Raw genomic sequence first — 25,196 nt, 5'->3', positions numbered from 1 at the left:
GAGGCATGCAGGCGAACGCGAACACCGAAGCCACGGGCGCAGCGGCAGGAGGACGCCCCGGTAAAGGCCGCTACCACCACGGAGACCTGCGCAACGCGCTGATCCGGGCCGCCATCGAGCTGGCCGCCGAAGGCGGCCCGGACGCCGTCGTCCTGCGCGCCGCCGCCCGCAAGGTGGGGGTCTCCGCCACCGCTGCCTACCGGCACTTCGACAGCCACAGCGACCTGCTGGGAGCGGTCAAGGACCACGGTCAGCAGCGGTTGGTCGAGTGCATGGAGGCGGGTGGGCGCGAGGTGCGCGGCTCGGGCCCGGAGGCGACCAGGCAGCGCATGCTGGGACTCGGCCGCGGCTACATCGGCTTCGCCAGGCAGGAACCCGGTCTCTACCGCACGGCCTTCTGTCGCAAGGCCCTCGGCGGCTTCGGCGTCACCGAGGAAGGTGCCGTCACGGAAGCCGGCCACCAGCCCGGCTGGGAGGCGCGCTCGTTCGAAATGCTCACCGAGACGCTGGACGAGGCGGTCACCGTCGGCCTGATCCCGCCCGAGCGCAGGCCCGGAGCCGAGCTCAGCGCCTGGGCCATGGTGCACGGCACGGCGATGCTCTTCCTCGACGGGCCGCTGGATGTGCTCTCCGAGGAGGAGGCGGGCTATGTCATCGAGCGGGTCCTGCGCGACGTCATCGCCGGTCTGACCACCCCCTGACGGTCGACCCGCCGTCGCGTCGACCCGCTGACCCGCCGTCGCGCCGTCGCGCCGTCGCGCCGACCCGTCGGCGGGCCCACCGCCCCCCCCCGTCGCGGCGCCCCGGCCGTCACCGGCTGCCGGTCCTCCGGTGCCGGGCGGGTGGCCCGGTCACCCCGGTGGCCGAACCTCCGCCTGCGGTCGCACTCGCGCTGTGGCCGAACACCGCCCTGCGGCCGAACCCCCTCCACCGGCCGAGGTGTCGCCGTACCGCGCCCGGGGGTCCGGCTGTTCCGGGGGTGTTCGATACCCGTCCGGGCGAAATGCGGCCCCGACGCGGGGTCGGGATCCGGCCCGGCCCAGGACCCTCACCCCGCACACACGGGGTTGATGTACGGCGTAAGCTGTTTCGGTGCTGATTCGCGGTAAGTCGGGCGAACAGGGCCCGGCCGGACTGTGCCGTCGGCCGCTTTCGCAGGCCAGCGCGTGCGGCGTGTCCGAAATAGGATCTTCTGGCGCAGCGGTGTAGAAACGGAGATGTGACGGCAATGGCCATGGGCAGCACGTGGTGACCGCGGAGGAGGACGCGCACGCGAGCGCGGTGCTCTCCAAGGCCAAGGCGGAGAACTTCCCGGTGGCGCCCCGTTTCCTCCCCCGTGCCTGGCGGGACGATCTGATGGCCGTCTACGGATTCGCCCGTCTGGTCGACGACATCGGCGACGGGGACCTGGGCGACTCCGGTCCCGCGCACGCCGCCTCCCTCGGCCTCGCCCCCGGCCAGGCCGACGACCCGCTCGCCATGCTGGACGCGTTCGAGGCCGACGTCCACCGGGTGTTCGACGGCGCCATCCCGGGCGGCCCCCCGTCCGACGGACCCTCCCCGTACGGCGCAGCCGGTGCCGGACACGGGCCGGGCCACCCGCTGCTGCGCGACCTGGTGCCCACCGTCCGCCGCCGGGGGCTGACCCCCGAGCCGTTCCTCGCCCTGATCGAGGCCAACCGGCAGGACCAGAAGGTCCGCCGCTACGCCACCTACGCCGAACTCCTGGCCTACTGCGAGCTGTCCGCCAACCCCGTCGGCCGTCTCGTCCTCGCCATCACCGGCACCATGACACCCGAGCGGGTACGCCGCTCGGACGCGGTCTGCACGGGGCTCCAGATCATCGAACATCTCCAGGACGTCGCCGAGGACCTGGCCCGGGACCGGATCTATCTGCCGGCCGAGGACATGGCCCGCTTCCGGGTCGCCGAGACGGATCTGGCGGCCCCCACCGCGAACGCCTCGGTGCGTGCCCTGATCGCCTACGAGACCGAACGCGCGCTCGGCCTGCTGGACGAGGGCACCCCGCTGGTGCGCAGCGTGCACGGCAGACTCCGGCTGCTGCTGGCTGGGTTCACCGGCGGCGGGCGCGCGGCGGCCTCCGCCCTGCGGGCCGCGCGGTACGACGTACTGGCGGGAGCCCCCCGGGCCGGCGCCGCAGTTGTGCTGCGCGAGTCCTGGGCGAGCCTGCGAGGAGAGGGGTGACCGGGACGGTGGGGAAGCCGGAGAAGGCCGCCGGAGCGCAGCGGCCCCGGGCCAGGCCCGCGCAGCAGCTCCCCGCTCAGGTGACCGCCGCCTATCGCTACTGCGAGGCCGTCACCGGGGCGCAGGCCCGTAACTTCGCCTACGGCATCCGGCTGCTGCCCGCGGCCAAGCGGCAGGCCATGTCCGCGCTGTACGCCTTCTCCCGGCGGGTGGACGACATCGGCGACGGCGGCCTCGCCCCGGAGGCCAAACAGCGGCGGCTGGAGGAGACCCGCGCACTGCTCGCCCGGATCAAGGACGGCGAGGTCCCCCCGGACGACACCGACCCGGTCGCGGTGGCACTCAGCCACGCGGCGGGCCGCTTCCCGATCCCGCTCGACGCGCTCGACGAGCTCATCGACGGCGTGCTGATGGATGTGCGCGGCGCCGGCTACGAGACCTGGGAGGAGCTGAAGGTGTACTGCCGCTGTGTGGCCGGCGCCATCGGCCGGCTCTCGCTCGGCGTCTTCGGCACCGTACCCGGCGCACGCGAGACGTCCCGCGCCTCCGAGTACGCCGACACCCTCGGGCTCGCCCTCCAACTGACCAATATCCTCCGGGACGTGCGGGAAGACGCCGAGGGCGGACGAACGTACCTGCCCTCGGAGGATCTCGAGAAATTTGGCTGTGCCGCGGGATTTACCACCGACACGGTGCCGCCCGGCGCCGACTTCACCGGGCTGGTCCACTTCGAGGTGCGGCGCGCACGCGCGCTCTTCGCCGAGGGCTACCGACTGCTGCCGATGCTCGATCGGCGTTCGGGCGCCTGCGTCGCGGCGATGGCCGGGATCTACCATCGCCTGCTCGACCGCATCGCGGCGGACCCCGCCGCGGTGCTGCGCGGCCGCGTCTCCCTGCCGGGACACGAGAAGGCGTACGTGGCCGTGCGCGGCCTGTCCGGCTTCGACGCGCGGCTGGTCTCCCGCCAGACGTCGCGGCGGAGCGCCTGATGCCGCTGCGGACGACGCCGCTGCCGGCCCGCCGCCGGGCAACCCGCCGCGACGGTGGGGCGTCCCAGCGGAAGCGGAGCACACCCACGCACCGGACCCAGGGGGAGGAGCGTCCATGACGGCGGACGATGTGCGGTCCGGTGAGCGGTCGGGCGGGGCGCGCCGCGCCGTGGTCCTCGGCGGCGGTCTGGCCGGAACGACGGCCGCGCTGCGGCTGGCCGAGGCGGGAGTGGAGACCACCCTCGTGGAGAGCCGCCCCCGGCTGGGCGGGCTCGCCTTCTCCTTCCGGCGCGACTCCGCCGCCGGACCACTGACCGTCGACAACGGCCAGCACGTCCATCTGCGCTGCTGCACCGCCTACAGCTGGTTCCTGGACCGGGTGGGCGCCGCCGGGCTCGCCCCGCTGCAGGACCGGCTGGATGTGCCGGTCCTCGACGTCGGCGGCGGCCGCCCCCGGCTCGGACGGCTGCGCCGCACCGCGCTGCCCGTACCGCTGCACCTGGCGGCGAGCCTGGCCGGCTATCCGCACCTCTCGCTCGCCGAACGCGGTGCGGTGGCCCGCGCGGCGCTCGCCCTCAAGGGGCTCGACCCGGCCGACCCGGCGCTGGACGCCATCGACTTCGGCACCTGGCTGCACCGGCACGGCCAGTCGGCCCGCACCGTCGAGGCGCTGTGGGACCTGGTGGGCACCGCCACCCTCAACGCCCGCGCCCCGCAGGCCTCCATGGGGCTGGCGGCGATGGTCTTCAAGACCGGTCTGCTCTCCGAACCGGGGGCCGCCGACATCGGCTTCTCGCACGTCCCGCTCGGCGACATCCACGACGTCCTCGCCCGCACGGCGCTGGAGAAGGCCGGGGTGCGCATCCTGCTGCGTACCCGGGCGCGAGCCGTCGAGGCCGCCGAGGAGGGCGGCTGGCGGGTGACGGTCGATCAGGGCGGCAGCGGCGCCGACGAACTGGCGGCCGGCACGGTCGTGCTCGCCGTCCCGCAGCGCGAGGCACACCGGCTGCTGCCCGCCGGCGCCCTCGCCGACCCGGGGAGGCTGCTGGACATCGGCACGGCGCCCATCCTCAACGTCCATGTGGTCTACGACCGCAAGGTGCTGCGCAGACCCTTCTTCGCCGCACTCGGCACACCCGTCCAATGGGTCTTCGACCGCACCGCGGCCTCCGGCCTCACCGGCGGCGGCCAGTATCTGGCGCTCTCCCAGTCGGTCGCGCACGACGAGATCGACCTGCCGGTCGCCGCGCTCCGCGAGCGGTACCTGCCCGAGCTGGAGCGGTTGCTGCCCGCCGCCAGGGGCGCCGGTGTGCGGGACTTCTTCGTCACCCGGGAGCGCACCGCCACCTTCGACCCGGCGCCCGGGGTCGGGCGGCTGCGCCCCGCGGCACGCACCTCGGCCCCCGGCGTCTATCTCGCGGGCGCATGGACCGCCACGGGCTGGCCCGCGACCATGGAAAGCGCTGTCCGCAGTGGGGCCACAGCCGCGCGCGAAGCCCTCGTCGCACTGGGCCGCCCGTACGGGTCGGAACCGGTCCCCGGCATCGAAGGAAGGGCCCATGAGCACCACTGACGCAGTAGGTCCGGCCGGCCCAGGCATCCCGGCCAGCACAGCCAGCACGACAGCACCGCACAGAGGAGACCCTGTGACCCCGCCGAACCAACAACTCGTGAACGAGGACGACGAGGGCGTGAAGGGCGAAGAGGCCGGCAGGGACGTGAGCGCACTGCTGGAGCGTGGGCGCACCCTCTCCACCCCGGTACTGCGCGCTGCTGTCGAGCGGCTGGCCCCGCCGATGGACACCGTCGCCGCCTACCACTTCGGCTGGATCGACGCCGACGGCCGCCCCTCGGACGCCGCGGGCGGCAAGGCGGTACGGCCCGCGCTGGCGCTGCTGTCCGCCGAGGTGACCGGCGGCCCGCCGCAGACCGGTATCCCCGGCGCCGTCGCCGTCGAACTGGTACACAACTTCTCGCTGCTGCACGACGACCTGATGGACGGCGACGAACAGCGCCGCCACCGCGACACGGTCTGGAAGGTGCACGGGCCGGCGCAGGCCATCCTTGTGGGAGACGCGCTGTTCGCACTCGCCGGGGAGATACTGCTGGAGCTGGGCACGGTGGAGGCCGGGCGCGCCACCCGGCGGCTCACGGTGGCGACCCGCAAGCTCATCGACGGCCAGGCACAGGACATCTCCTACGAGCACCGCGACCTGGTGACGGTGGAGGAATGCCTGGAGATGGAGGGGAACAAGACCGGCGCGCTGCTGGCCTGCGCCGCCTCCATCGGCGCGGTGCTCGGCGGTGCCGACGACCGCACGGCGGACGCGCTGGAGGCCTACGGCCACCATCTGGGCCTCGCCTTCCAGGCCGTCGACGACCTGCTCGGCATCTGGGGCGACCCCCAGGCCACCGGCAAGCAGACCTGGAGCGACCTGCGGCAACGCAAGAAGTCGCTGCCCGTCGCCGCCGCACTCGGCTCCCAGGGCCCCGCCGCGGCGCGGCTCGCGAAGCTGATGACGGAGGACGCCAAGAAGAGCCAGGCGGAGTTCGAGGACTTCCAGGAGGCGGAGTTCGCCGAGCGGGCCGCGCTGATCGAGGAGGCCGGCGGCCGCGAGTGGACCTCGCAGGAGGCCCAGCGCCAGCACACCACGGCCCTGGCGGCGCTCGACTCGGTCGAGATGCCGGGCAGGGTGCGCGACCGGTTCGCCGCACTCGCCGACTTCGTCGTCGTACGGCGGGGGTGAGCACAACTCCCACTCGCCGCTCCGAGCAATCGGACACTTCGGAAGGAGAAGGGATGACAGCCACGACGGACGGACCCGCTGGACCCGGCGTCTCCGGAACGAAGAACAAAGAGCGCGACCTTGCCACCGCGGCCCCTGCGGGAACCGGCGGTGTGACCGCGCTGGCGGAGCGGACCGCGGCCCGCGCCGTCGACCATCTGCTCGCCCGCCAGGACGAGGCCGGCTGGTGGAAGGGCGACCTGGAAACCAACATCACCATGGACGCCGAGGACCTGCTGCTGCGCGAGTTCCTCGGCGTCCGCGACGAGCGCACCACCGCAGCGGCCGCCCGGTTCATCCGCTCGCAGCAGCGCGCGGACGGCACCTGGGCCACCTTCTACGGCGGTCCCGGTGACCTGTCCGCCACCGTCGAGGGATATGTGGCCCTCAAGCTCGCGGGAGACGACCCCGAGGCACCCCATATGACGCGCGCCGCACAGTGGGTGCGCGAGCGCGGGGGAGTGGCCCGCAGCAGGGTCTTCACCCGCATCTGGCTCGCCCTGTTCGGCTGGTGGCGCTGGGAGGACCTGCCGGAGCTGCCCCCGGAGATCATCTACTTGCCCAAATGGGTGCCCCTCAACATCTACGACTTCGGCTGCTGGGCCCGGCAGACCATCGTGCCCCTCACCGTCGTCTCCGCCTTCCGCCCCGTCCATCCCGCGACCTTCCGGCTGGACGAGCTGCACCGCGATCCCGCCCGCCCGCTGCCGCACACCCCGATGGCGCCCGCCACCACCTGGGACGGCGCCTTCCAGCGGATCGACCGCGCGCTGCACGCCTACCGCAAGGTGGCCTCCCGCCGGCTGCGCCGCGCGGCCCTCAAGGACGCCTCACGCTGGATCATCGAGCGCCAGGAGAACGACGGCTGCTGGGGCGGCATCCAGCCGCCCGCCGTCTACTCGCTGATCGCGCTGCGGCTGCTCGGCTACGACCTGGACCACCCGGTGATGCGGGCCGGACTGGAATCGCTGGACCGGTTCGCCGTCTGGCCCGACGAGCACACCAGGATGGTCGAGGCGTGCCAGTCCCCGGTGTGGGACACCTGCCTGGCGTCCATCGCGCTGGCCGACGCCGGACTGCCCCGCGACCACCCCGCACTCGTCAAGGCGGCCGACTGGATGCTCGGCGAGCAGGTCGTACGGCCCGGCGACTGGTCCGTGCGCCGTCCCCAACTGGTCCCCGGCGGCTGGGCGTTCGAGTTCCACAACGACAACTACCCCGACACCGACGACACCGCCGAGGTCGCACTGGCGCTGCGCCGCATCCAGCACCCCGACCCCGAGCGGGTCGAGCGGGCCATCGGCCGCGCAGTGCGCTGGAATCTCGGTATGCAGTCCAGCGACGGCGCGTGGGGCGCCTTCGACGTCGACAACACCAGCAAGTTCCCCAATCGGCTGCCGTTCTGCGACTTCGGCGAGGTCATCGACCCCCCGTCGGCCGATGTGACGGCGCATGTGGTGGAGATGCTGGCCGCCGAGGGCAAGCAGCACGACCCGCGCACCCGCAAGGCCATCTCCTGGCTGCTGGCCGAACAGGAGACCGACGGCTCCTGGTTCGGCCGCTGGGGCGTCAACTACCTCTACGGCACGGGCTCCGTCGTACCGGCGCTGGTCGCTGCCGGGATGCCCCCCTCGCACCCCGCCATCCGGCGCGCCGTCAACTGGCTGGAGAGCGTCCAGAACGACGACGGAGGCTGGGGAGAGGACCTGCGCTCCTACATCGACTCCGAGTGGGCCGCCAACGGCACCTCCACCGCGTCGCAGACCGGGTGGGCGCTGATGGCGCTGCTGGCGGCCGGTGAGAAGGACGGCAAGGCCGTCGAACGCGGTGTCGAATGGCTGGCCGCCACCCAGCGGGAGGACGGCTACTGGGACGAGCCGTACTTCACCGGCACCGGCTTCCCCTGGGACTTCTCGATCAACTACCACCTCTACCGGATGGTCTTCCCACTCACCGCCCTGGGGCGCTATCTGCACGGTGACGGCCTGGAGCGGGTCGTGCGGCGGGACGTGTGATGGAGAGCCCGGCAGCCCCCCACCCGCTGCTGCTGACGTGTGCGCTCGGCATCGAGCACCTCGCGCTGCGCCGCGGCCTGGGAGGCCCGGGCATCCCCGACCCGAACGGGGGAACCGGCCCCGACAACGTGCGGCTGCTGTGCAGCGGAATGGGCGCCCAGGCCGCGCGGCGCGCCACGACCCGGGCACTCGCCCAGGAGACCGTGCCCGGCGGCACCGCCGTACTGGCCACCGGTTTCTGTGCGGGGCTGGTGCCCGGGATGCGGCCGGGTGACCTGGTCGTGGCCGCACAGACCCGCGACGCGCGGGGACATACGCCCTGCACCGGAACCGAACTGCTGGCCGTCGCGCTGGCCCGGTACGGCACGGTCCACGTGGGCACTCTGGCGGGCACCGACCAGGTGGTGCGGGGCCAGGCCAGAACCGCACTGCACGACGCCGGAGCCATCGCCGCCGACATGGAGTCCGCCGCCACCTTGGACGTCGCCGCCGCGGGCACGGCCCGGCGTCCGGTTGCGGCCGTACGGGTGGTGGTGGACGCTCCGGGCCATGAACTGATCCGCATCGGGACACTGCGGGGTGGAATATCGGCATTCCGCGTCCTTCGCGGTGTCCTGCCCGCATTCCTTGAATGGCACCGATCCCTGCTGCTCCCCTGGAGGTGAGCCAGAAATGGCCATGCCGCTCCGCCAGACACTCCGTATCGGGACGTATCTCTTTCAGCAGAAGCTCCGCAAGCGGGAGAAGTTCCCCTTGATCGTGGAGCTCGAACCACTCTTCGCCTGCAATCTCAAATGTGAGGGCTGTGGAAAGATCCAGCACCCGGCCGGGGTGCTCAAGCAGCGGATGCCGGTGGCCCAGGCGGTCGGAGCGGTGCTGGAATCCGGTGCGCCGATGGTCTCCATCGCGGGTGGCGAGCCGCTGATGCACCCGCAGATCGGGGAGATCGTGCGGCAGCTGGTGGCCCGGCGCAAATATGTCTTTCTGTGTACCAACGCCATGCTGCTGCGCAAGAAGATGGACGAGTTCAAGCCTTCCCCGTATTTCGCGTTCGCCGTGCACATCGACGGGTTGCGGGAGCGGCACGACGAATCCGTCGCCAAGGAGGGCGTCTTCGACGAAGCGGTGGCGGCGATGAAGGAGGCGAAGCGCCGCGGATTCCGGGTCACCACCAACTCGACCTTCTTCAACACCGACACCCCGCAGACCGTCGTCGAGGTCCTCAACTACCTCAACGACGAACTGAAGGTGGACGAGATGATGGTCTCGCCCGCCTACGCCTATGAAAAGGCCCCCGACCAGGAGCACTTCCTCGGAGTCGAACAGACCAGGGAGCTGTTCAAGAAGGCGTTCTCCGGGGGCAACAGGGAGCGCTGGCGACTCAACCACAGCCCGCTCTTCCTCGACTTCCTGGAGGGCAAGGCCGACTTCGACTGCACCGCATGGGCCATTCCCAACTACTCCCTCTTCGGCTGGCAGCGCCCCTGCTACCTGATGAGCGACGGCTATGTGCCCACGTACCGTGAGCTGGTGGAGGAGACCGACTGGGACAAGTACGGCCGTGGCAAGGACCCCCGCTGCGCCAACTGCATGGCGCACTGCGGTTACGAGCCGACCGCCGTACTTGCGACCATGGGCTCCCTCAAGGAGTCCCTGCGCGCCGCCCGTGAGACCGCGGGAAGCCCGTCGCGCTGACGCACCGGGCGCCGCCACCGCCCCGGATCACCGGACCGAACCGCTGGAGCAGGGGGGCCGACCATGTCCTTGCCGGAGCCCGTCGACGGGCTACCCGACCTCGACGCGCTGTCCGCCGGGCAGCGGGCACCCGCCGGGCTGCGGGCCGAGGCCAGTCCCTGGGGTCACCCCGCGTGGGCGGACCCGGCGCCTGTCGAGGAGGGCGGCCGGGCCGGGTGCGGGCGCCGGCGGCCGAAGAGCGCGAAGGGCCCGCGGGGTGCGGCACGCGTGGGCGTGGCCCGCACGGGTGAGGGGAGTATGGCGTGACCGGCTTCGACCTGACGAAGCTGCTGGCCGAACGGGGCGGCGAGCGCTATGAGCTGCACATGCGCCACCTCAACCACCAGCTGCCGCGCATGCTGCGCACCATCGGTTTCGACAAGGTCTACGAGCGGGCGGAGGGGGCCTACTTCTACGACGCCGAGGGCAACGACTACCTCGACATGCTCGCCGGCTTCGGTGTCATGGGCGTGGGCCGCCATCATCCGGTCGTACGGGAGGCACTGCACGACGTACTGGACGCACAGCTGGCCGACCTCACCCGCTTCGACTGCCAGCCACTGCCCGGACTGCTGGCCGAGAAGCTCCTCTCGTACGCGCCGGAGCTCGACCGGGTCTTCTTCGGCAACAGCGGCACCGAAGCGGTGGAGACCGCGCTCAAGTTCGCCCGCTGCGCCACCGGCAGGCCCAGGGTGCTGTACTGCGCCCACGCCTTCCACGGACTGACCGCCGGGTCGCTCTCCGTCAATGGCGAGGACGGCTTCCGCGACGGCTTCGCTCCCCTGCTGCCCGACACCTCCGTCCCGCTGGGCGATCTGGAGGCGCTGGAGCGTCAGTTGCGGAAGAAGGACGTGGCCGCGCTGGTCGTCGAGCCCGTCCAGGGCAAGGGTGTGCACGCGGCACCGCCCGGCTATCTGCGCACCGCACGGGAGCTGCTGCACCGGTACGGGGCACTGCTGATCGTCGACGAGGTGCAGACGGGGCTCGGCCGTACCGGGGACTTCTTCGCCTACCAGCACGAGAAGGACGTCGAGCCCGACCTGGTGTGCGTGGCCAAGTCGCTGTCCGGCGGCTACGTCCCGGTGGGTGCGACGCTCGGCAAGGAGTGGATCTTCAAAAGGGTCTACTCGTCCATGGACCGGGTGCTCGTCCACTCCGCCAGCTTCGGCGCCAACGCCCAGGCCATGGCGGCGGGTCTGGCCACCCTCGCCGTCATGGACGACGAACGCCTCACCGAGAACGCCCGCCGCACCGGCGATCTGCTGCGCACCCGGCTGGCGGCGCTCGTGGACACCTACGAGCTGCTGCACGAGGTGCGCGGTCGGGGGCTGATGATCGGCATCGAGTTCGGCCGGCCCAGATCGCTGAAGCTGCGCAGCCGCTGGACGATGCTCCAGGCCGCGCGCAAGGGGCTGTTCGCACAGATGGTCGTCGTGCCGCTGCTGCAGAAGCACCGCATTCTCACCCAGGTCTCCGGTGACCATCTGGAGGTCATCAAGCTGATCCCGCCGCTGGTGATCGGCGAGGCCGAAGTGGACCGCTTCGTGAGCGCGTTCACGCAGGTCATGGAGGACGCGCACAACGGCGGCCTGATGTGGGACTTCGGGCGCACCTTGGTCCGCCAGGCGGTGGCCAACCGCTGAGGGGTTCCCCGCGCCCCGAAGGGGCGCGGGGAACGGCGCGACCAGCCACGGTGTACGCCGCAGCCTGCAACGCACAGGACGGGGCAGCCCGTGACCAGCCGCGCACCTCTCCATGCGCGGGGTACGCAGGCCCCAGAGGGTCAGCTCTGGCGCGGCAGCTCCCGGCGCACCGTGCGGGCGGCGGCCACCATGTTCCGCAGCGCCTCACGGACCTCCGGCCAGCCGCGGGTCTTCAGACCGCAGTCGGGGTTCGCCCACAGCCGGTCGGCGGGGATGGCCGTAAGTCCCTTGCGCAGCAGGGCCGCCAGCTCCTCGGGACCGGGAACGCGCGGTGAGTGGATGTCGTACACGCCGGGGCCCGCCTCACGCGGATACCCGTGGCCCGCCAGCTCGTCCGCCACCTGCATATGGGAGCGGGCCGCCTCCAGGCTGATGACGTCGGCGTCGAGCTGTTCGATCGCCCCGATGATGTCGCCGAACTCCGCGTAGCACATATGGGTGTGGATCTGGGTGTCCGGGCGCACCCCGCTGGTGGCGAGCCGGAAGGCGGCCGTCGCCCACGCCAGATATCCGGGCCGGTCGGCCGCGCGCAGCGGCAGCGTCTCGCGCAGCGCGGGCTCGTCGACCTGGATGACGGCGGCCCCGCCGGCCTCCAGCTCGCACACCTCGTCGCGCAGCGCGAGCGCCACCTGGCGCGCCGTTTCGGCCACCGGCTGGTCGTCCCGTACGAACGACCAGGCGAGCATGGTGACCGGACCGGTGAGCATGCCCTTGACCGGGCGGGAGGTCAGCGACTGGGCGTACTGCGTCCAGCGGACCGACATCGGCCGCGGGCGGGCGACATCTCCGGCGAGGATCGGCGGGCGCACATAGCGGGTGCCGTACGACTGCACCCAGCCGTGCCGGGTGGCGAGATACCCGGTGAGCTGTTCGGCGAAGTACTGCACCATGTCGTTGCGTTCGCCCTCGCCGTGCACCAGCACATCGAGTCCGGCCCGCTCCTGGAAGGCGACCACCTCCCGGATCTGCGCCGCGATCCGCTGCTCGTAGGCGGTCTCGTCGATCCGGCCGGCCCGCAGATCGGCGCGGGCCCTGCGCAGCTCGGCCGTCTGCGGGAACGAGCCGATGGTGGTGGTCGGCAGCGGCGGCAGACCGAGCCGGGTGCGCTGTGCCGCCGTTCGCCGGTGGTACGGGAGCGCACGGCGGGTGTCCGCCTCGGTGACGGCGGCGCTGCGCGCCCGTACGGCCTTGTCGTGGGTGAGCGGCGAGGCCGTACGGGAGGCCAGGTCGGCGCGGTTGGCGGCCAGCTCGGCGCTGATCGCGCCGGTCCCCTTTGTCAGGCCGCGCGCCAGGGTGGCGGCCTCGGCCGCCTTCTGGCGCGCGAACGCCAGCCAGCGGGCGACCTGCGGATCGATCCGGCGCTCGGCCCGTGCGTCCAGCGGCACATGGAGCAGCGAGCAGGAGGTCGCCACATCGACCCGCCCGGCGAGGCCCAGCAGGGTGGCGAGGGTGGCCATGGACCGCTCGAGGTCGTTGATCCACACGTTGCGGCCGTCGACGACGCCGGCGACCAGCCGCTTGCCGGGCAGCCCGCCGACCGCGGCGAGCGCGTCCAGGTTGGCGGCGGCCGGACCGGTGAAGTCGAGGGCCAGCCCCTCCACGGGCGCCTTCGCCAGCACGGGCAGCGCCTCACCGAGCCGGTCGAAGTAGGAGGCCACCAGCAGCCGCGGGCGGTCGGCGAGCTCGCCGAGGGCCCGGTACGCCTCCCCGGCCGCCGCCAGCTCGCCAGGGGTGCGGTCCTGCACCAGTGCGGGCTCGTCCAGCTGCACCCATCGGGCACCGGCGGCACGCAGGTCCGCGAGCAGCTCCGCGTAGACCGGCAGCAGCCGCTCCAGCAGTGTCAGCGGTTCGAAGTCGGGGGCGACCCCGGGCGCCGGCTTGGCCAGCAGCAGATAGGTGACGGGGCCGACGAGTACCGGCCGGGCCGCCGCGGCGCCCAGCGCCAGGGCTTCCCCCAGCTCGGCCGTCTGCTTGCCGGCGTCCGCCCGGAAGACGGTGTCCGGACCCAGTTCGGGCACCAGGTAGTGGTAGTTGGTGTCGAACCACTTGGTCATCTCCAGCGGCGCCGCCTCCTGCGTACCGCGGGCCATCGCGAAGTAGCCGGCCAGCGGATCGGCCGCCACCGCTGCGCGGTGCCGCTCGGGGAGGGCACCGACCATGACGGTGGTGTCCAGCATGTGGTCGTAGTATGAGAAGTCCCCGGTGGGCACCTCGTCGATGCCCGCGTCGGCCAGCTGCCGCCAGTTGCCGCGGCGCAGTTCGGCGGCCGTGGAGTGCAGGGCCTCGGCGGTGACGCGGCCCTCCCAGTACCCCTCGACGGCCTTCTTGAGCTCACGGTTCGGCCCCTGCCGGGGGTAGCCGTGCACGGTGGCGCGCACCGGCGCGGTCGGGGCGGTGGCGCCCGGGTTCGCTGCTGTCGCTGTCACGCAACTCTCCTTCGCGAGTGTCTCAGCGCTCCCGGAACGGGACGAGGACGCGAAGGGATGGCGGCGACACGGTGCGGACGGACGCGTGGCTGGTGTCCGTCGCCTTGTGCGCGTGCTCTCCGACCCGCCCTCGAGGTCTCCGGGAGGACCGTACGCGGGTGGACGCGTACGGGCAGCGGGCAGGTCTTCGGACTCGCGGGCACGCCTGCCGGTCTCCCGGCGGGCATCTACTGGCCGTCGCTTCCCGGACCGGTCCTCGGTCCAGTGCGTGTGACGGCGGTCGTTCCCGCTCACCGCTGCGGGGCAGTCCCGGATTCACACCGGGTTCCCTCTTACGACGCCTCCCGCCTGGCGGACGGGGCGAACCAGCTGCACGGCCAGCATAGCCGGGGGCGCGCCGGGTGCGGCCAGTGGCGGGTGGTGCCTACGGCTCCAGGAGGCGGGATTTGAGCCGGGCGCGGGTGGCGGGGGAGAGCGCGAGGCCCTGCGCCAGATAGGTCTCCACGTCGCCCCACGTCTCGTCGATGGTCTCGAAGGCCGCGTGCAGATAGGCGGCGCGGGCATCGAAGAGCGGGGCGAGCAGCTCCATGACCTCCGGCGACATCCCCGCCTTGGACTTTCTGCTGCGGTACACCTTGTAGCGCCGGTGCGGCTGGTTGGACTGGAGGTAGTCCTCCTCGATGGCGGCCCGCTCGACATCGAGCGCCAGCAGCGTGATGGCGATCGAGAGGCCCGCCCGGTCCTTGCCGGCCGCGCAGTGCATCAGCGCGGGCACACTGTCCTCGGCGAGCGCGTGCAGGATGCGGCTGTGCTCGGCCGTGCGCTCGCGGATCATGGTGCGGTAGGAGTCGGTCATCCGCCGGGCGGCGAGCCCGTCGCCGAGGACGGCCCGGAGCTGGTCCAGCTCGCCGTCGCGCACCATCTTCCAGAACTCGGCGCCGTCGGCCGGGTCGGAGAGCGGCAGATTGACGTTGCGGACGCCGGGCAGTTCGATGTCGGGGCCGTCGAGCGCCTGGTCGGCGGAGTTGCGGAAGTCGAAGACCGTGTGCAGCTTGAGCTCGCCGAGGAAGGCGGCGTCCTCGGGCGTCGCCTGCGCCAGGTGCCCGCTGCGGAAGAGCACCCCGCGCCGGACCCGGCGCCCGTCCACCGTCGGCAGGCCACCGACGTCCCGGAAGTTGCGTACCCCCGTCAGCACCGTCTCGGCGGACTCCACACTCACGCGCGCTCCCAGCATCTGCGACGACCGTCCGTTCGACCATAAGGCATGGATGCCTGAGGCGATCAGTCCTTGCGTGGTGACTTGCACGACGACGCCCCGCCGCCCGGCGCCCGGTCCCGCCTGTGCTGGGAGGCCGTACGCTGGCCGGGTGAGCGAGGAGCTGTTCCCTCCGCCTGCGGTGCAGGTCGCCGCGGGAGCCGTGCATCTGCCCCGTCGGCTGGCGCCCGGCGCGCAGCGCGAGCTGCTCGCGGCGTGCCGGCGGTGGGCGGTGCCGCCCGCGGGGCTGCGGACGGTACGGATGCCCAACGGTTCGCGGATGTCGGTGCGGCAGGTCAGCCTGGGACGGCACTGGTATCCGTACGGTTACGCCGCCACTGTCGTGGACGGCGGCGGAGAGCCGGTGAAGCCCTTCCCCGACTGGTTGGGCCGGTGGGCACGGGCCGCCGTGGACGCCGCCGCCGAGGTGGCCGGGGAGCCGGTGTTCGGAGCCGTGCCGTGTGCCGTCGAGTACGACATCGCGCTGGTGAACTTCTACGGTGACGGCGCGCGCATGGGCATGCACCGGGACAGCGACGAGCGCTCCGCCGCGCCCGTCGTCTCCTTCAGCCTCGGGGACGCCTGCGTCTTCCGGTTCGGAAACACCGAGGGGCGGGGGCGGCCCTTGGGGGTCCCCCCGGACGAAGTCTGGGGGAGGGACGTGGAGCTGCGCAGCGGGGACGCCTTCGTCTTCGGCGGGCCCGCGCGGCTGGCGTATCACGGCGTGCCCCGTACCGAGCCCGGCTCGGCGCCGCCCGCGCTGGGGCTGCGGGGACGGGTGAACGTCACCGTCCGGGCGTACTGACCCGCGCGCGAAGGGGGCGCGGGAGGCGCCGAGTTGCGCGGGCGCCGGCTGTCAAGCGGAATCCATCGGCTTTCACTCGTTGGGAGCTGGCGAACCCTGGCGAATCCGGTGCAAGGGCCAGGGCGGGGCGGGACCGCGGGCTAGCGTGACCAGCGGTCGACGCCTCCCTCCCACCTCCGCGGTAGCGGCCTGCTGGCCCGGCCGGCCCCTTCGCGGCTCGTCGGCCTCTCACCTGCCTCAACTCTTCCGAGGAACCCATGCCCGAATCTCCGAGCCACCCGGCGCAGAACGGAAACGGGGAACCACGCACCGTCTCCCGCGCCGCCCCGGCCGCTCCACCGACCCGAACCACCGGGAGAAACGTCCCCGCACGGCGGCGGCACGGCAGGCCCCGGACGCAGGCCCGGCCACGCGAGGGCGTGGGCGACGCCGCCGTACGCCGTCGCCTGGTACGGCTCGCCGTGCTCCCCTCGGGGCTGGTCGCGGTCATCGGCGCCGTCGTGGTCGGCTGCGTGCTGCGGGGCGGGGCCGGTGCGGGACAGCTCGGCGCGCTGCTGTGGGCGGTGCTGATCACCGGGGCCGTGCTGGTCTGCGCGGTGCTCGGCGTCCAAGGGGTGCTCGCCGCGGCCGAAGCGCGTGGTACGGCCGCACGGTGTGCCGCGCTGCGGCGGTCGTTGGTACGGGGCCAGGCCGAACTCCGCTCGATGCTGTGGACGTTGCGGCACGGCGAGCGGCCCGTCACCCGCACCCCCGCTCCCGGGGACGAGCCGGTCGGCGACGCGCTGGACCTGCTCGGCCATCAGGCCGCGCTCGCCCAGTGCGCCGCGGAGTCGGCCGTCGTGGAGGCGGTCGCGCTGGCGGCCCGACCGCGCGGTGGCGGTGCGGAGCGGGCCGAGGTCTTCGTCCAGCTCGCCCATCGGGTGCAGTCCCTGGTGCACCGGGAGATCGAGCTCATCGACGCGTTGGAGAACAAGGTCGAGGACCCGGACCTGCTCAAGGGCGTCTTCGACGTCGACCACCTCGCCACCCGCACCCGGCGCCACGCGGAGAACCTCGCCGTGCTCGGTGGCGCCCTCGCCCACCGCCACTGGACCCGCCCGGTCTCCCTCTCCGAGGTGCTGCGCTCGGCCGTCGCGGAGGTCGAGCACTACACGCGCATCCAGTTGGTGCCCCCGATCGAGGGTTTGGTGCGCGGGCACGCTGTCGCCGATGTGATCCATCTGCTGGCCGAACTCGTCGAGAACGCCACGGCGTTCTCGGACCCCCGGTCGCAGGTACTGGTGCGCACCCAGCGCGTCACGGCCGGGCTCGCGGTCGAGATCGAGGACCGCGGGCCGGGCATGGACCCCGAGGTGCAGCACCGCCTCAACGCGGTGCTCGCCGAGCCGGAGGGCATCGACGTGCCCGAGCTGGTGCGGGACGGGCGTATCGGCCTCTACGTCGTGGCGGCCCTGGCGCGTCGGCACGGCATCGTCGTCCAACTGCAGCACAACATCTACGGCGGTGTGCAGGCTGTCGCGGTGCTGCCCGGGCGCCTGCTGGGCCGGTCCCGGGAGGACGCCCCGGCCGTCCCGCCCGAACCCGCGCCCGAACCCGCCCCCGCGCCGGAGACGGAGATGGACGGGGACGGGGACGGGGACGCGGGCCCCGGAGCCGGTACCGATCCGCGGCCCCGCGCCCGGGCCCGGGGGAAGGGGCGGGGGCCGGCCGCACCGTTGCCCTTCGGGGCGCCTGCCGCGGCGGAGGGGGACGGTGGCGCCGAGACCGCGGGACGCCCGCCGCTGCCCACGCGGAACCGTGCCGTCCCGCAGGCGCGGGACTCCCGCGCGGTACGCGGCGACGGCGAGCTGCCGGCGAAGGGAGCTCCGGGGTCGGCGGCGGCTTTCCGACGGGGCGCGAGCCTGGCGGAGGGCGTCGGTCGGCACCGGGAGAGGAGTGGACCCGTCCTGAAAGAAGCTGTGCGAAAGCGTTGATATCCATTTGGCTCTGTGGTGTCTTGTGGAGCCATGGATGCGAAGCCATGGGCACGACGGAGCTTTCTGGCAACGACCGGTGGTGCGGTGGCCGGTCTGGCCGCCTTCCGTGAGCAGAAGGCGGCCTTCGCCGCCGGGCGCCGGAGACCGGCCGCGGACCCCGAGGGGCGGGAGTGGGACGCCGACCCCACCGTCTTCCAGGTCAACCGCGAACCGGCACGCACCGCCCTCATCCCCTACCGCGACCCACGATCGGCGCTCAAGGGCAGGCACGAGGATTCCCCGTACTACCGCTCGCTGAACGGGAACTGGCGCTTCCGCTGGTCGGAGAGCCCCGCCCGGCGTCCGGAGGGGTTCCAGGCCGCCGACTACGACGACGGCGACTGGGACCGGCTGCCCGTGCCCTCCAACTGGGAGATGCACGGCTACCGGGAGCCCATCTATCTGAACATCAAGTATCCCTGGACGGGGTACGAGAAGCCCGAACCACCGGCCGTACCCAAGGAGTTCAACCCGGTCGGCTCCTACCGCCGCACCTTCGAGGTGCCGCGCGGCTGGCGCGGCAGGCGCACCCTGATCTCCTTCCAGGGGGTGAAGTCGGCCTTCTTCGTGTGGGTGAACGGCGAGCAGGTCGGCTACAGCGAGGACAGCTACACCCCGGCCGAGTTCGACATCAGCGAGCATCTGAAGGACGGCGACAACACGCTCGCCGTACAGGTCTACCGCTGGTCGGACGGCAGCTGGCTGGAAGACCAGGACATGATCGACCTGTCGGGGATCTTCCGCGACGTGTATCTGTACTCCGTGCCCCGCGTCCACCTCCACGACGCCGAGGTGCGCACCGCGCTCGACGACGCGCTCACCACGGCAGAGCTCACCGTCCGCACCCGGATACGGGACACCACGGGCGGGACGGCAGGGAAGTACACCGTCACCGGCGTCCTCTACGACGCGGACGGGCACCGGGTGCGGACCGGCCCCCTCACCGGCAGCGCCGAACCTCCGGCGGGCGGCATCGCCGATGTCGAGCTGACCGGCACGGTGCACCGGCCGCAGCTGTGGTCGGCCGAGAGCCCCAGCTGCTACACGCTGGTGCTGAGCGTGCGGGACCCCGGCGGCGACCGCAGCGAGGTCCACCGGGTGCGGTTCGGTTTCCGCAAGCTGACGTTCGGCCCCGGCAAACTGGAGATCAACGGGAAGCCGCTGCTCTTCGCGGGCACCAACCGGCACGAGACGGACCCGGTGCACGGGCAGGCCGTACCGGAAGAGACGATGCTGCGCGACATCAAGCTGATGAAGCAGCACAACATCAATGCCGTGCGCACCTCGCACTACCCCAACTCGCCCCGCTGGCTGGAGCTGTGCGACGAGTACGGCCTGTATGTCGTCGACGAGACCAATCTGGAGACCCACGAGGTCCGCGACACCCTCCCCGGTTCCCTCCCCGAGTGGACCGAGGCATGCCTGGACCGGGCGCGCAGCATGCTGGAGCGCGACAAGAACCACCCCTGTGTCGTGCTGTGGTCGCTGGGCAACGAGGCGGGCAGCGGCGACAACTTCCGCAAGATGGCCGACTGGTTCCACCAGCGCGACGCGACCCGGCCGGTGCACTACGAGGGCATGAGCTCCGTCGCCGATGTGGAGAGCCGGATGTACGCCAAGCCCGACGAGGTCGAGAAGTACGGCAGGTCGGGCAACGAGAAGCCGTTCATGCTGTGCGAGTACGCGCACTCCATGGGCAACAGCACCGGGAATCTGCAGGAGTACTGGGACCTCTTCGAGAAGTACCCCAACCTGCACGGCGGCTTCATCTGGGACTGGGTGGACCAGACGATCAAGAAGCCGGTGCCCGGCGACGCCTCCCGCAGCTATTTGTCCTACGGCGGCGACTGGGTTCCCGGCTATCCGACGGACGGCAACTTCTGCTGCAACGGCGTGGTGCGCTCCGACCGCACGCCCAATCCCGCAATGCACGAGGTCAAACGCGTGTACCAGCCGATCGGCTTCGCGGGAAAGAAGGCGGCCGACGGCGAGGTGGAGATCACCAACAAGCAGCTGTTCAGCGGGCTCGACGCCTACGAGCTGCGCTGGGAGGTCACCCGCGACGGCGAGCGCGTCCAGCACGGCACCGTACGGCCGCCCCGTACCGGGCCCGGCGGCACCGGCACCGTACGCCTGCCCCTCGACCGGCCCGGGCGGCCCCGGCCGGGCGCCGAGTACTGGCTCGACCTCTCCCTCGTGCTGCGGCACGGCACCTCCTGGGCCGAGGCGGGGCACGAGGTGGCCGGCGGCCAGTTCCAGCTCAAGGCGTGGCAGGCGCCCGCCCCCCGGGAGCCCGGGGACGGAAAGCTGCCGCCTGTCGAGTACGAGGAGAGCGACAAGCAGGTCACCGTCTCCGGGCGGGACTTCACCCTCACCCTCGACAAGACCAGCGGCACCCTCACCGACTTCCGGCACAAGGGCGTCGTCCTGCTCACCGAGGGCCCGGTGCCCAACTTCTGGCGCGCCCCCACCGACAACGACCGCGGCCGGAATTTCCATCAGACCGCCAAGACGTGGAAGGAGGCGGGCCGCAAACGCACCACCAACGAGGTGAAGGTGGCCCGCGAGAGCCGCTCGGTCGTCACCGTCGAGGTCCGCAGCACCCTGCCCACCGCGCCCACGACCAGCGCGTACAGCACCGTCTTCACCGTGCGCGGCGACGGCGAGGTGCGCGTGGCCCACACCCTGGAGCCCGGCAAGGGCCTGCCGGATCTGCCGGTGGTCGGAGCGCTGCTCACCCTCCCCGCCGGGCTGTCCACCTTCAGCTGGTACGGCCGTGGCCCGCAGGAGAACTACCAGGACCGTGCGACCGGGGCCCGGGTGGGCCGCCACCGCTCCGAGGTGGCGGACCGGTTCACGCCGTACGTACGCCCGCAGGAGTGCGGCAACGTCATCGGTGTGCGCTGGGGCGAGCTGACCGGCAAACACGGCTCGGGGCTGCGCGTCACCACGGAGGACGGCGATCATCTGGAGCTCGGCGCCCTGCGGTACACCCCCGCCGACCTCGACGGACCTGAGCACCCCTACGAGCTGAAGCCCAGGAAGGAGACGGTGCTCGGCGTCAACCACCGGCAGATGGGCGTCGGCGGCAACGACTCGTGGGGCGCCGCTCCGCTGGAGAAGTACCTCCTTCACGCGGACCGCACCTACCGCTACGGTTACCGCCTGCGCGCGGTGCGGTGATCCGCGGGCGGTAGCGGACGCGGCAGGCGCGTGGAAGAACGCGGCAGGCGAGCGGAGAGGAGCCGAGCGTGGCGGAGCGGCGGGACGATTTCACGACCGTGGCGGACGGGACCCGGGTGGCGACCTACACCTGGCTCCCCGAGGGCGACGTCCGCGCCCTGGTCCAGCTCGCGCACGGCGCCGCCGAACACGCGCTGCGCTACGACCGGTTCGCCCGCCGGCTGACGGCAGGCGGCTACGCGGTCGTCGCCTCCGACCACCGGGGGCACGGCGGCACGGCCGCGCACACCGGCGGCTACGGCGCCGTGGGCGCCGAGGGCTGGCGGACCACGGTCGCCGATCTCAAGGAGGTCGGCGACCGGGTCCGTGCCCATATGCCCTCCGACGCCCCGCTCTTCCTGCTCGGGCACAGCATGGGCTCGCAGCTCGCCCGCGACTACGCACAGGAGTACGGCCAGGGGCTGTCCGGGCTGGTGCTGTCGGGCACCTTCCGCTCGCTGCCCGGCTGCGAGACCGAAGCCGCCGTGCAGCGGCTGGAGCGGGAGATCGCCGAGCGGGGCAGGGACGCACCGTCCGACTTCACCGCGGTGCTGTTCAGCTCCTTCAACGACCCGTTCGAGCACCGCACCGGCTTCGAATGGCTCTCCCGCGACGAGGCCGAGGTCGACGCCTACGCCCAGGACGAGCGCTGCGGCTTCCCGTTCGGCGCGGGCCTGGCCCTGGACTGGGTGCGCGGTTCCCGCAAGATCAACGACCCGGAGCAGTTCGCCCGTATTCCGCGCGGACTGCCCGTGCACATCGCCGTCGGCGACCAGGACCCGTGCAACCAGGGCATGACGCTCGTCTACGAACTGCTGGAGGACTTCCGCTACCTGGGTACGCGCGATCTGAGCTGGCGCGCCTACGACGGCGCACGGCACGAGATCCTCAACGAGACCAACCGGGACGAGGTCGAGGCCGACCTGGTCGAGTGGTTCGAGAGCCACCTGGATCTGGCGCCCTAGCCTGCCGCGCGTGCCGCGTCAGCCCGTCGTCGTCCACTCCTTGGCGAACTCGCCGGGCGAGGAAGGACGCGCGTAGTACCAGCCCTGCGCCGTGTCGCAACCCAGGTTGCGCAGCTGGTCGGCCTGGCTCTCGGTCTCCACCCCCTCGACGGTGACGGCCAGCCCGAGCGCGTGCGCCAGCGAGACGATGCCCTCCACGAAGGTGAGGTCCACCGGATCGGCCGGATGCCGCTGGAGGCCCTGGGTGAAGGAGCGGTCCAGCTTGAGCGTGGTCGCCGGCAGCTTGCGCAGATTGGCGAGGTTGGAGTAGCCGGTGCCGAAGTCGTCCAGCGCGATGTCGACGCCGATCTCGGCCAGCTGCCACAGCGGTTTGAGCTCGTCCTCGTCCGCGCCGATCAGCGCGCTCTCGGTGACCTCCAGGCACAGCGAGGAGGGCGCCACGCCCGCGGCCTCCAGCACGGCGATGGTGTCCGGCACCAGATCCGGGTGGTGCAGCTGCCGGGGGGAGAGGTTGACGTTGACGCGCAGCGGCTGTCCGCTCGCCCAGGTGCAGGTCTGCGCCACCGCCTGCTCCAGCACCCAGCGACCCAACGGCACGATCAGCCCGGTGTGTTCGGCCAGCGGGATGAACCGGTCCGGGCCGAGCCGGCCGTGCACCGGATGCCTCCAGCGCACCAGTGCCTCGGCCCCGTCCACCCGGCCGTCGCTCATCCGGATCAGCGGCTGGTACTCCAGGAAGAACTCGTCCCGCTCCAGCGCGGCGGGCAGCCGGTTGGTGAGGCTGTGCCGGTCTATGGCGCGGGCCTCGGAGTCGGGGTCGGCCAGCTCGTAGCGGTTGCCGCCCGAGTCCTTGGCCCGGTACATGGTGATGTCGGCGCTGCGCAGCACCTCGGCGGGCTCCAGCTGACCGGAGGCGCCCTCGACGATGCCGATGCTGGCGCGTACGGACAGCTCGCGCCCGTCCACCGAGATGGGGGTCGCCAGCGCCGCCAGCAGCGCCCGCGCCAGGCCGGTGACCTCCTCCGTCCCCTGCGGGTCGGACATCAGTACGGCGAATTCGTCGCCCCCGATGCGGGCCACCAGGTGTGCGGGCGCCGTGGTGCAGGACTGCAGGCGCTCGCCGACGGCGACCAGGAGCTGGTCGCCCACGGCGTGGCCCAGGCTGTCGTTGACCGTCTTGAAGCCGTCGATGTCCAGATAGCACAGCCCGAACCGGGCCACCCCGTTGCCGGGCGTCAGGATGCGGTCCAGGCGCTCGGCGAACAGCGTGCGGTTGGGCAGCCCGGTCAGCTCGTCGTGGGTCGCCTCGTAGCGCAGCCGCAGATGCAGCAGGCGGCGCTCGGTGATGTCCTCCATGAGGGCCAGCTGGTAGCGGGGTTCGCCGTCGGCGTCCCGCAGCAGCGAGACCGTCAGATTGGTCCACAGCACGGTGCCGTCGGGACGCTGGTAGGGCTTCTCGACGCGGAAGTGGTCGCGCCGGCCGGCGGCCAGCTCGCGGTGCAGCCGCCACACGTCCGGGGCGTCGTCCGGGTGCACCCAGTCGTTGATGTTGCGGCGGCGCATCTCCTCCTCGGAGTGCCCGAACATCCGCGCCAGTGCGCCGTTGGCGTCGCGCAGCCGGCCGTTCATGTCGGCGATGCCGATACCGATCGTGGCTTCCTTGAAGACGGCACGGAACCGGGTCTCGGAGGCGTGCAGGGCCTCCTCGACGGCGGTCTGCGCGGCCAGCGCCGCACGCGAGAGTGCCTCCTGCTCGGCCAAGGTGCGCTCGCGCAGGGCGAGGGCGAAGCCCGCGGCGATGGCGTGCTGGAGCCGGGCGCAGCGCGAGCGGGCCTCGTCGACGCCGAGCGAGCCGGGCGTTCCGGCGTAGAGCACGAGATACGACTCGACGACGCCGAGGATGTGCGGCAGCGCGTCGGGGCTGGTGCAGTGCGCCTCGTTCACCAGCACCTCGCCGACCTCCCGGGCGGGTGCCGGGCTGAACGGGTAGGCGTGCAGCGCCTCTCCCAGCCGGATGGCCAGCGGGTGGAGGAAGTCCTCCAGCTCGGCTCGGGAGAGCGAGGTCTGGGTGGCCGGGTAGACGGTGCGGCTCCAGATCCGCGCGAAGCGGCGCGGTCCGTCCTCGCCCTCCGCCGGGCCGGTGCCGCCGTGTGTCGAGCTCGTATGCCCCTCGTGCTGCGCGGGCTCGTCCTGGGAGGTCACTCGGACAATCCCGCCTTACGGCCCACTCCCGCGAATCCGCCGAAGACGACGGGGTCCTCGTGCTCCGTGGGGCTGTCGGGGCGCCAGCGCGGCACTGCGACCAGACCCGGCTCCACCATCTCGAACTCCTCGAAGAACTCCGCCACTTCCTGCTTGGACCGGATGACCAGCGGGGCGCTCGCGGTGCTGTAGACCTCCTGCAGCGCCGCGCCGCCGTCGCGCACGGGCCCGCCCTCGGGGGAGCCGTGGGTGAGCACCAGCAGACTGCCGGGCGCCAGGTGCCGGGCCAGCTCCGCCACGCACTTGCGGGGCTCGTCGCGGTCCTCGATGAAGTGCAGCAGTGCGACGAGCATCAGCACCACCGGCCGGCGGGGATCCAGCAGGTTCTCCACCTCGGGGCTCTCCAGGATGTCCTGCGGTGAGCGGAAGTCCGCCGAGACGATGCCCACCCTGCTGTCGCCCTCCAGCACCGCGCGGCTGTGCGCGACGGCCACCGGGTCGTTGTCGACGTAGACGACCCGTGCGTCGCGGTCGAGTGCGTGGGCCACCTCGTGGACGTTGCCGAAGGTGGGGATGCCCGAGCCGATGTCGAGGAACTGGGTGATCCCCTCCTGGACGGCGAAGCGGATTGCCCGGCGCATGAAGGCGCGGTTGGCCTGCATGATCTTGGGTAGTCCGGGCCAGGCCCTGATCGCCCGCCGTGCCGTCTCCCTGTCGACCTCGAAGTTGTGCGACCCGCCCAGGTAGTAGTCGTACATCCGCGACACGCTCGGCACGGTGAGGTCGATGCCCTGCGGGGCCCAGGCGGGACGTTCCATCGAAGGGTCTCCAGCTCGCTTCATTCACCGGGGAGTTCCGGTCGGGGCCCTGAGGC

Annotated in this window: 18 protein-coding genes and 1 riboswitch; of the genes, 14 read left to right on the top strand and 4 right to left on the bottom strand. The window is 72.2% G+C overall.

What is annotated here, in order from left to right; genetic code table 11:
• Nucleotides 1-5 precede the first annotated feature (5 nt).
• From JW613_RS02065 to JW613_RS02020, 10 genes are all read left to right on the top strand, one after another.
• Entirely contained in the window at nt 6-701 is a 696-nt protein-coding gene (locus JW613_RS02065) for a TetR/AcrR family transcriptional regulator (RefSeq protein ID WP_209208943.1), read from the top strand.
• 544 nt (nt 702-1,245) lie between these two features.
• Nucleotides 1,246-2,205 (top strand): squalene synthase HpnC, encoded by a 960-nt coding sequence (hpnC, locus tag JW613_RS02060; RefSeq protein ID WP_209208942.1) that lies wholly within the window; start codon nt 1,246-1,248, stop codon nt 2,203-2,205.
• Between the two features lie 80 nt (nt 2,206-2,285).
• Nucleotides 2,286-3,194, top strand: a complete 909-nt coding sequence (hpnD, locus tag JW613_RS02055) for a presqualene diphosphate synthase HpnD (RefSeq protein ID WP_209209206.1) — start codon at nt 2,286-2,288, stop codon at nt 3,192-3,194.
• A 115-nt stretch (nt 3,195-3,309) separates the two neighbouring features.
• Nucleotides 3,310-4,767: a hydroxysqualene dehydroxylase HpnE gene (gene hpnE / locus JW613_RS02050; RefSeq protein ID WP_209208941.1), complete on the top strand. Its 1,458-nt coding sequence runs from the start codon at nt 3,310-3,312 to the stop codon at nt 4,765-4,767.
• The gene (locus JW613_RS02045) at nt 4,754-5,941 is read left to right on the top strand and encodes a polyprenyl synthetase family protein (RefSeq protein ID WP_209208940.1); all 1,188 of its coding nucleotides are present in this window, start codon (nt 4,754-4,756) and stop codon (nt 5,939-5,941) included. The genes hpnE and JW613_RS02045 overlap by 14 nt, the downstream gene beginning before the upstream one ends.
• A 53-nt stretch (nt 5,942-5,994) precedes the next feature.
• Nucleotides 5,995-7,995 (top strand): squalene--hopene cyclase, encoded by a 2,001-nt coding sequence (shc, locus tag JW613_RS02040; RefSeq protein ID WP_209208939.1) that lies wholly within the window; start codon nt 5,995-5,997, stop codon nt 7,993-7,995.
• The gene (locus tag JW613_RS02035) at nt 7,995-8,660 is read left to right on the top strand and encodes a phosphorylase family protein (protein ID WP_209208938.1); all 666 of its coding nucleotides are present in this window, start codon (nt 7,995-7,997) and stop codon (nt 8,658-8,660) included. Before shc ends, JW613_RS02035 begins: the two co-directional genes overlap by 1 nt.
• 7 nt (nt 8,661-8,667) lie before the next feature.
• Nucleotides 8,668-9,690 carry an adenosyl-hopene transferase HpnH gene (gene hpnH / locus JW613_RS02030; protein WP_209208937.1) on the top strand — a complete coding sequence of 341 codons (1,023 nt, stop codon included), beginning with the start codon at nt 8,668-8,670 and terminating at the stop codon, nt 9,688-9,690.
• Between the two features lie 63 nt (nt 9,691-9,753).
• Nucleotides 9,754-9,996, top strand: a complete 243-nt coding sequence (locus tag JW613_RS02025) for a hypothetical protein (protein WP_209208936.1) — start codon at nt 9,754-9,756, stop codon at nt 9,994-9,996.
• Complete coding sequence (locus JW613_RS02020; RefSeq protein WP_209208935.1) at nt 9,993-11,372, top strand: aspartate aminotransferase family protein; 1,380 nt, start codon at nt 9,993-9,995, stop codon at nt 11,370-11,372. Before JW613_RS02025 ends, JW613_RS02020 begins: the two co-directional genes overlap by 4 nt.
• A 140-nt stretch (nt 11,373-11,512) precedes the next feature.
• On the opposite strand, the gene metE is transcribed toward JW613_RS02020, so the two are convergent.
• Both metE and JW613_RS02010 read right to left on the bottom strand, forming a co-directional pair.
• Nucleotides 11,513-13,858: a 5-methyltetrahydropteroyltriglutamate--homocysteine S-methyltransferase gene (metE, locus tag JW613_RS02015; protein ID WP_307865753.1), complete on the bottom strand. Its 2,346-nt coding sequence runs from the start codon at nt 13,856-13,858 to the stop codon at nt 11,513-11,515.
• A gap of 161 nt (nt 13,859-14,019) precedes the next feature.
• Nucleotides 14,020-14,243, bottom strand: a riboswitch (cobalamin riboswitch).
• 39 nt (nt 14,244-14,282) lie between these two features.
• On the bottom strand, nt 14,283-15,092 hold the full coding sequence (locus JW613_RS02010) for a tyrosine-protein phosphatase (RefSeq protein ID WP_209208934.1): 810 nt from the start codon (nt 15,090-15,092) through the stop codon (nt 14,283-14,285).
• Nucleotides 15,093-15,225: 133 nt separating this feature from the next.
• On the opposite strand from JW613_RS02010, the gene JW613_RS02005 reads away from it, so the two are divergent.
• From JW613_RS02005 to JW613_RS01990, 4 genes are all read left to right on the top strand, one after another.
• Entirely contained in the window at nt 15,226-15,918 is a 693-nt protein-coding gene (locus tag JW613_RS02005; protein WP_209208933.1) for an alpha-ketoglutarate-dependent dioxygenase AlkB, read from the top strand.
• Nucleotides 15,919-16,175: 257 nt separating this feature from the next.
• Nucleotides 16,176-17,891, top strand: coding sequence for a sensor histidine kinase (locus JW613_RS02000; RefSeq protein ID WP_209208932.1), 1,716 nt, complete (start codon nt 16,176-16,178; stop codon nt 17,889-17,891).
• A 33-nt stretch (nt 17,892-17,924) separates the two neighbouring features.
• A complete protein-coding gene (lacZ, locus tag JW613_RS01995) occupies nt 17,925-21,116 on the top strand; it encodes a beta-galactosidase, LacZ type (RefSeq protein ID WP_209208931.1) in 3,192 nt (1,063 codons plus the stop codon).
• Nucleotides 21,117-21,184: 68 nt separating this feature from the next.
• Complete coding sequence (locus tag JW613_RS01990; protein ID WP_209208930.1) at nt 21,185-22,120, top strand: alpha/beta fold hydrolase; 936 nt, start codon at nt 21,185-21,187, stop codon at nt 22,118-22,120.
• A gap of 18 nt (nt 22,121-22,138) precedes the next feature.
• On the opposite strand, the gene JW613_RS01985 is transcribed toward JW613_RS01990, so the two are convergent.
• Nucleotides 22,139-24,322, bottom strand: coding sequence for a putative bifunctional diguanylate cyclase/phosphodiesterase (locus JW613_RS01985; RefSeq protein WP_372447884.1), 2,184 nt, complete (start codon nt 24,320-24,322; stop codon nt 22,139-22,141).
• Complete coding sequence (locus JW613_RS01980) at nt 24,319-25,140, bottom strand: SAM-dependent methyltransferase (RefSeq protein ID WP_209208929.1); 822 nt, start codon at nt 25,138-25,140, stop codon at nt 24,319-24,321. The genes JW613_RS01985 and JW613_RS01980 overlap by 4 nt, the downstream gene beginning before the upstream one ends.
• Nucleotides 25,141-25,196 lie beyond the last annotated feature (56 nt).

Origin of the sequence: Streptomyces smyrnaeus (genome assembly GCF_017676345.1) — a bacterium.
In the GTDB taxonomy this organism is placed as follows: domain Bacteria; phylum Actinomycetota; class Actinomycetes; order Streptomycetales; family Streptomycetaceae; genus Streptomyces; species Streptomyces smyrnaeus.
This window is presented reverse-complemented; position numbering and strand designations above follow the sequence as displayed.

Bases quoted from the DNA above. Each gene is read 5' to 3' on its own strand.
- JW613_RS02065 (WP_209208943.1), top strand. From the start codon at position 6: ATGCAGGCGAACGCGAACACCGAAGCCACGGGCGCAGCGGCAGGAGGA.
- hpnE (WP_209208941.1), top strand. From the start codon at position 3,310: ATGACGGCGGACGATGTGCGGTCCGGTGAGCGGTCGGGCGGGGCGCGC.
- JW613_RS02045 (WP_209208940.1), top strand. From the start codon at position 4,754: ATGAGCACCACTGACGCAGTAGGTCCGGCCGGCCCAGGCATCCCGGCC.
- shc (WP_209208939.1), top strand. From the start codon at position 5,995: ATGACAGCCACGACGGACGGACCCGCTGGACCCGGCGTCTCCGGAACG.
- JW613_RS02035 (WP_209208938.1), top strand. From the start codon at position 7,995: ATGGAGAGCCCGGCAGCCCCCCACCCGCTGCTGCTGACGTGTGCGCTC.
- hpnH (WP_209208937.1), top strand. From the start codon at position 8,668: ATGGCCATGCCGCTCCGCCAGACACTCCGTATCGGGACGTATCTCTTT.
- JW613_RS02025 (WP_209208936.1), top strand. From the start codon at position 9,754: ATGTCCTTGCCGGAGCCCGTCGACGGGCTACCCGACCTCGACGCGCTG.
- JW613_RS02010 (WP_209208934.1), bottom strand. From the start codon at position 15,092: ATGCTGGGAGCGCGCGTGAGTGTGGAGTCCGCCGAGACGGTGCTGACG.
- JW613_RS02000 (WP_209208932.1), top strand. From the start codon at position 16,176: ATGCCCGAATCTCCGAGCCACCCGGCGCAGAACGGAAACGGGGAACCA.
- lacZ (WP_209208931.1), top strand. From the start codon at position 17,925: ATGGATGCGAAGCCATGGGCACGACGGAGCTTTCTGGCAACGACCGGT.
- JW613_RS01980 (WP_209208929.1), bottom strand. From the start codon at position 25,140: ATGGAACGTCCCGCCTGGGCCCCGCAGGGCATCGACCTCACCGTGCCG.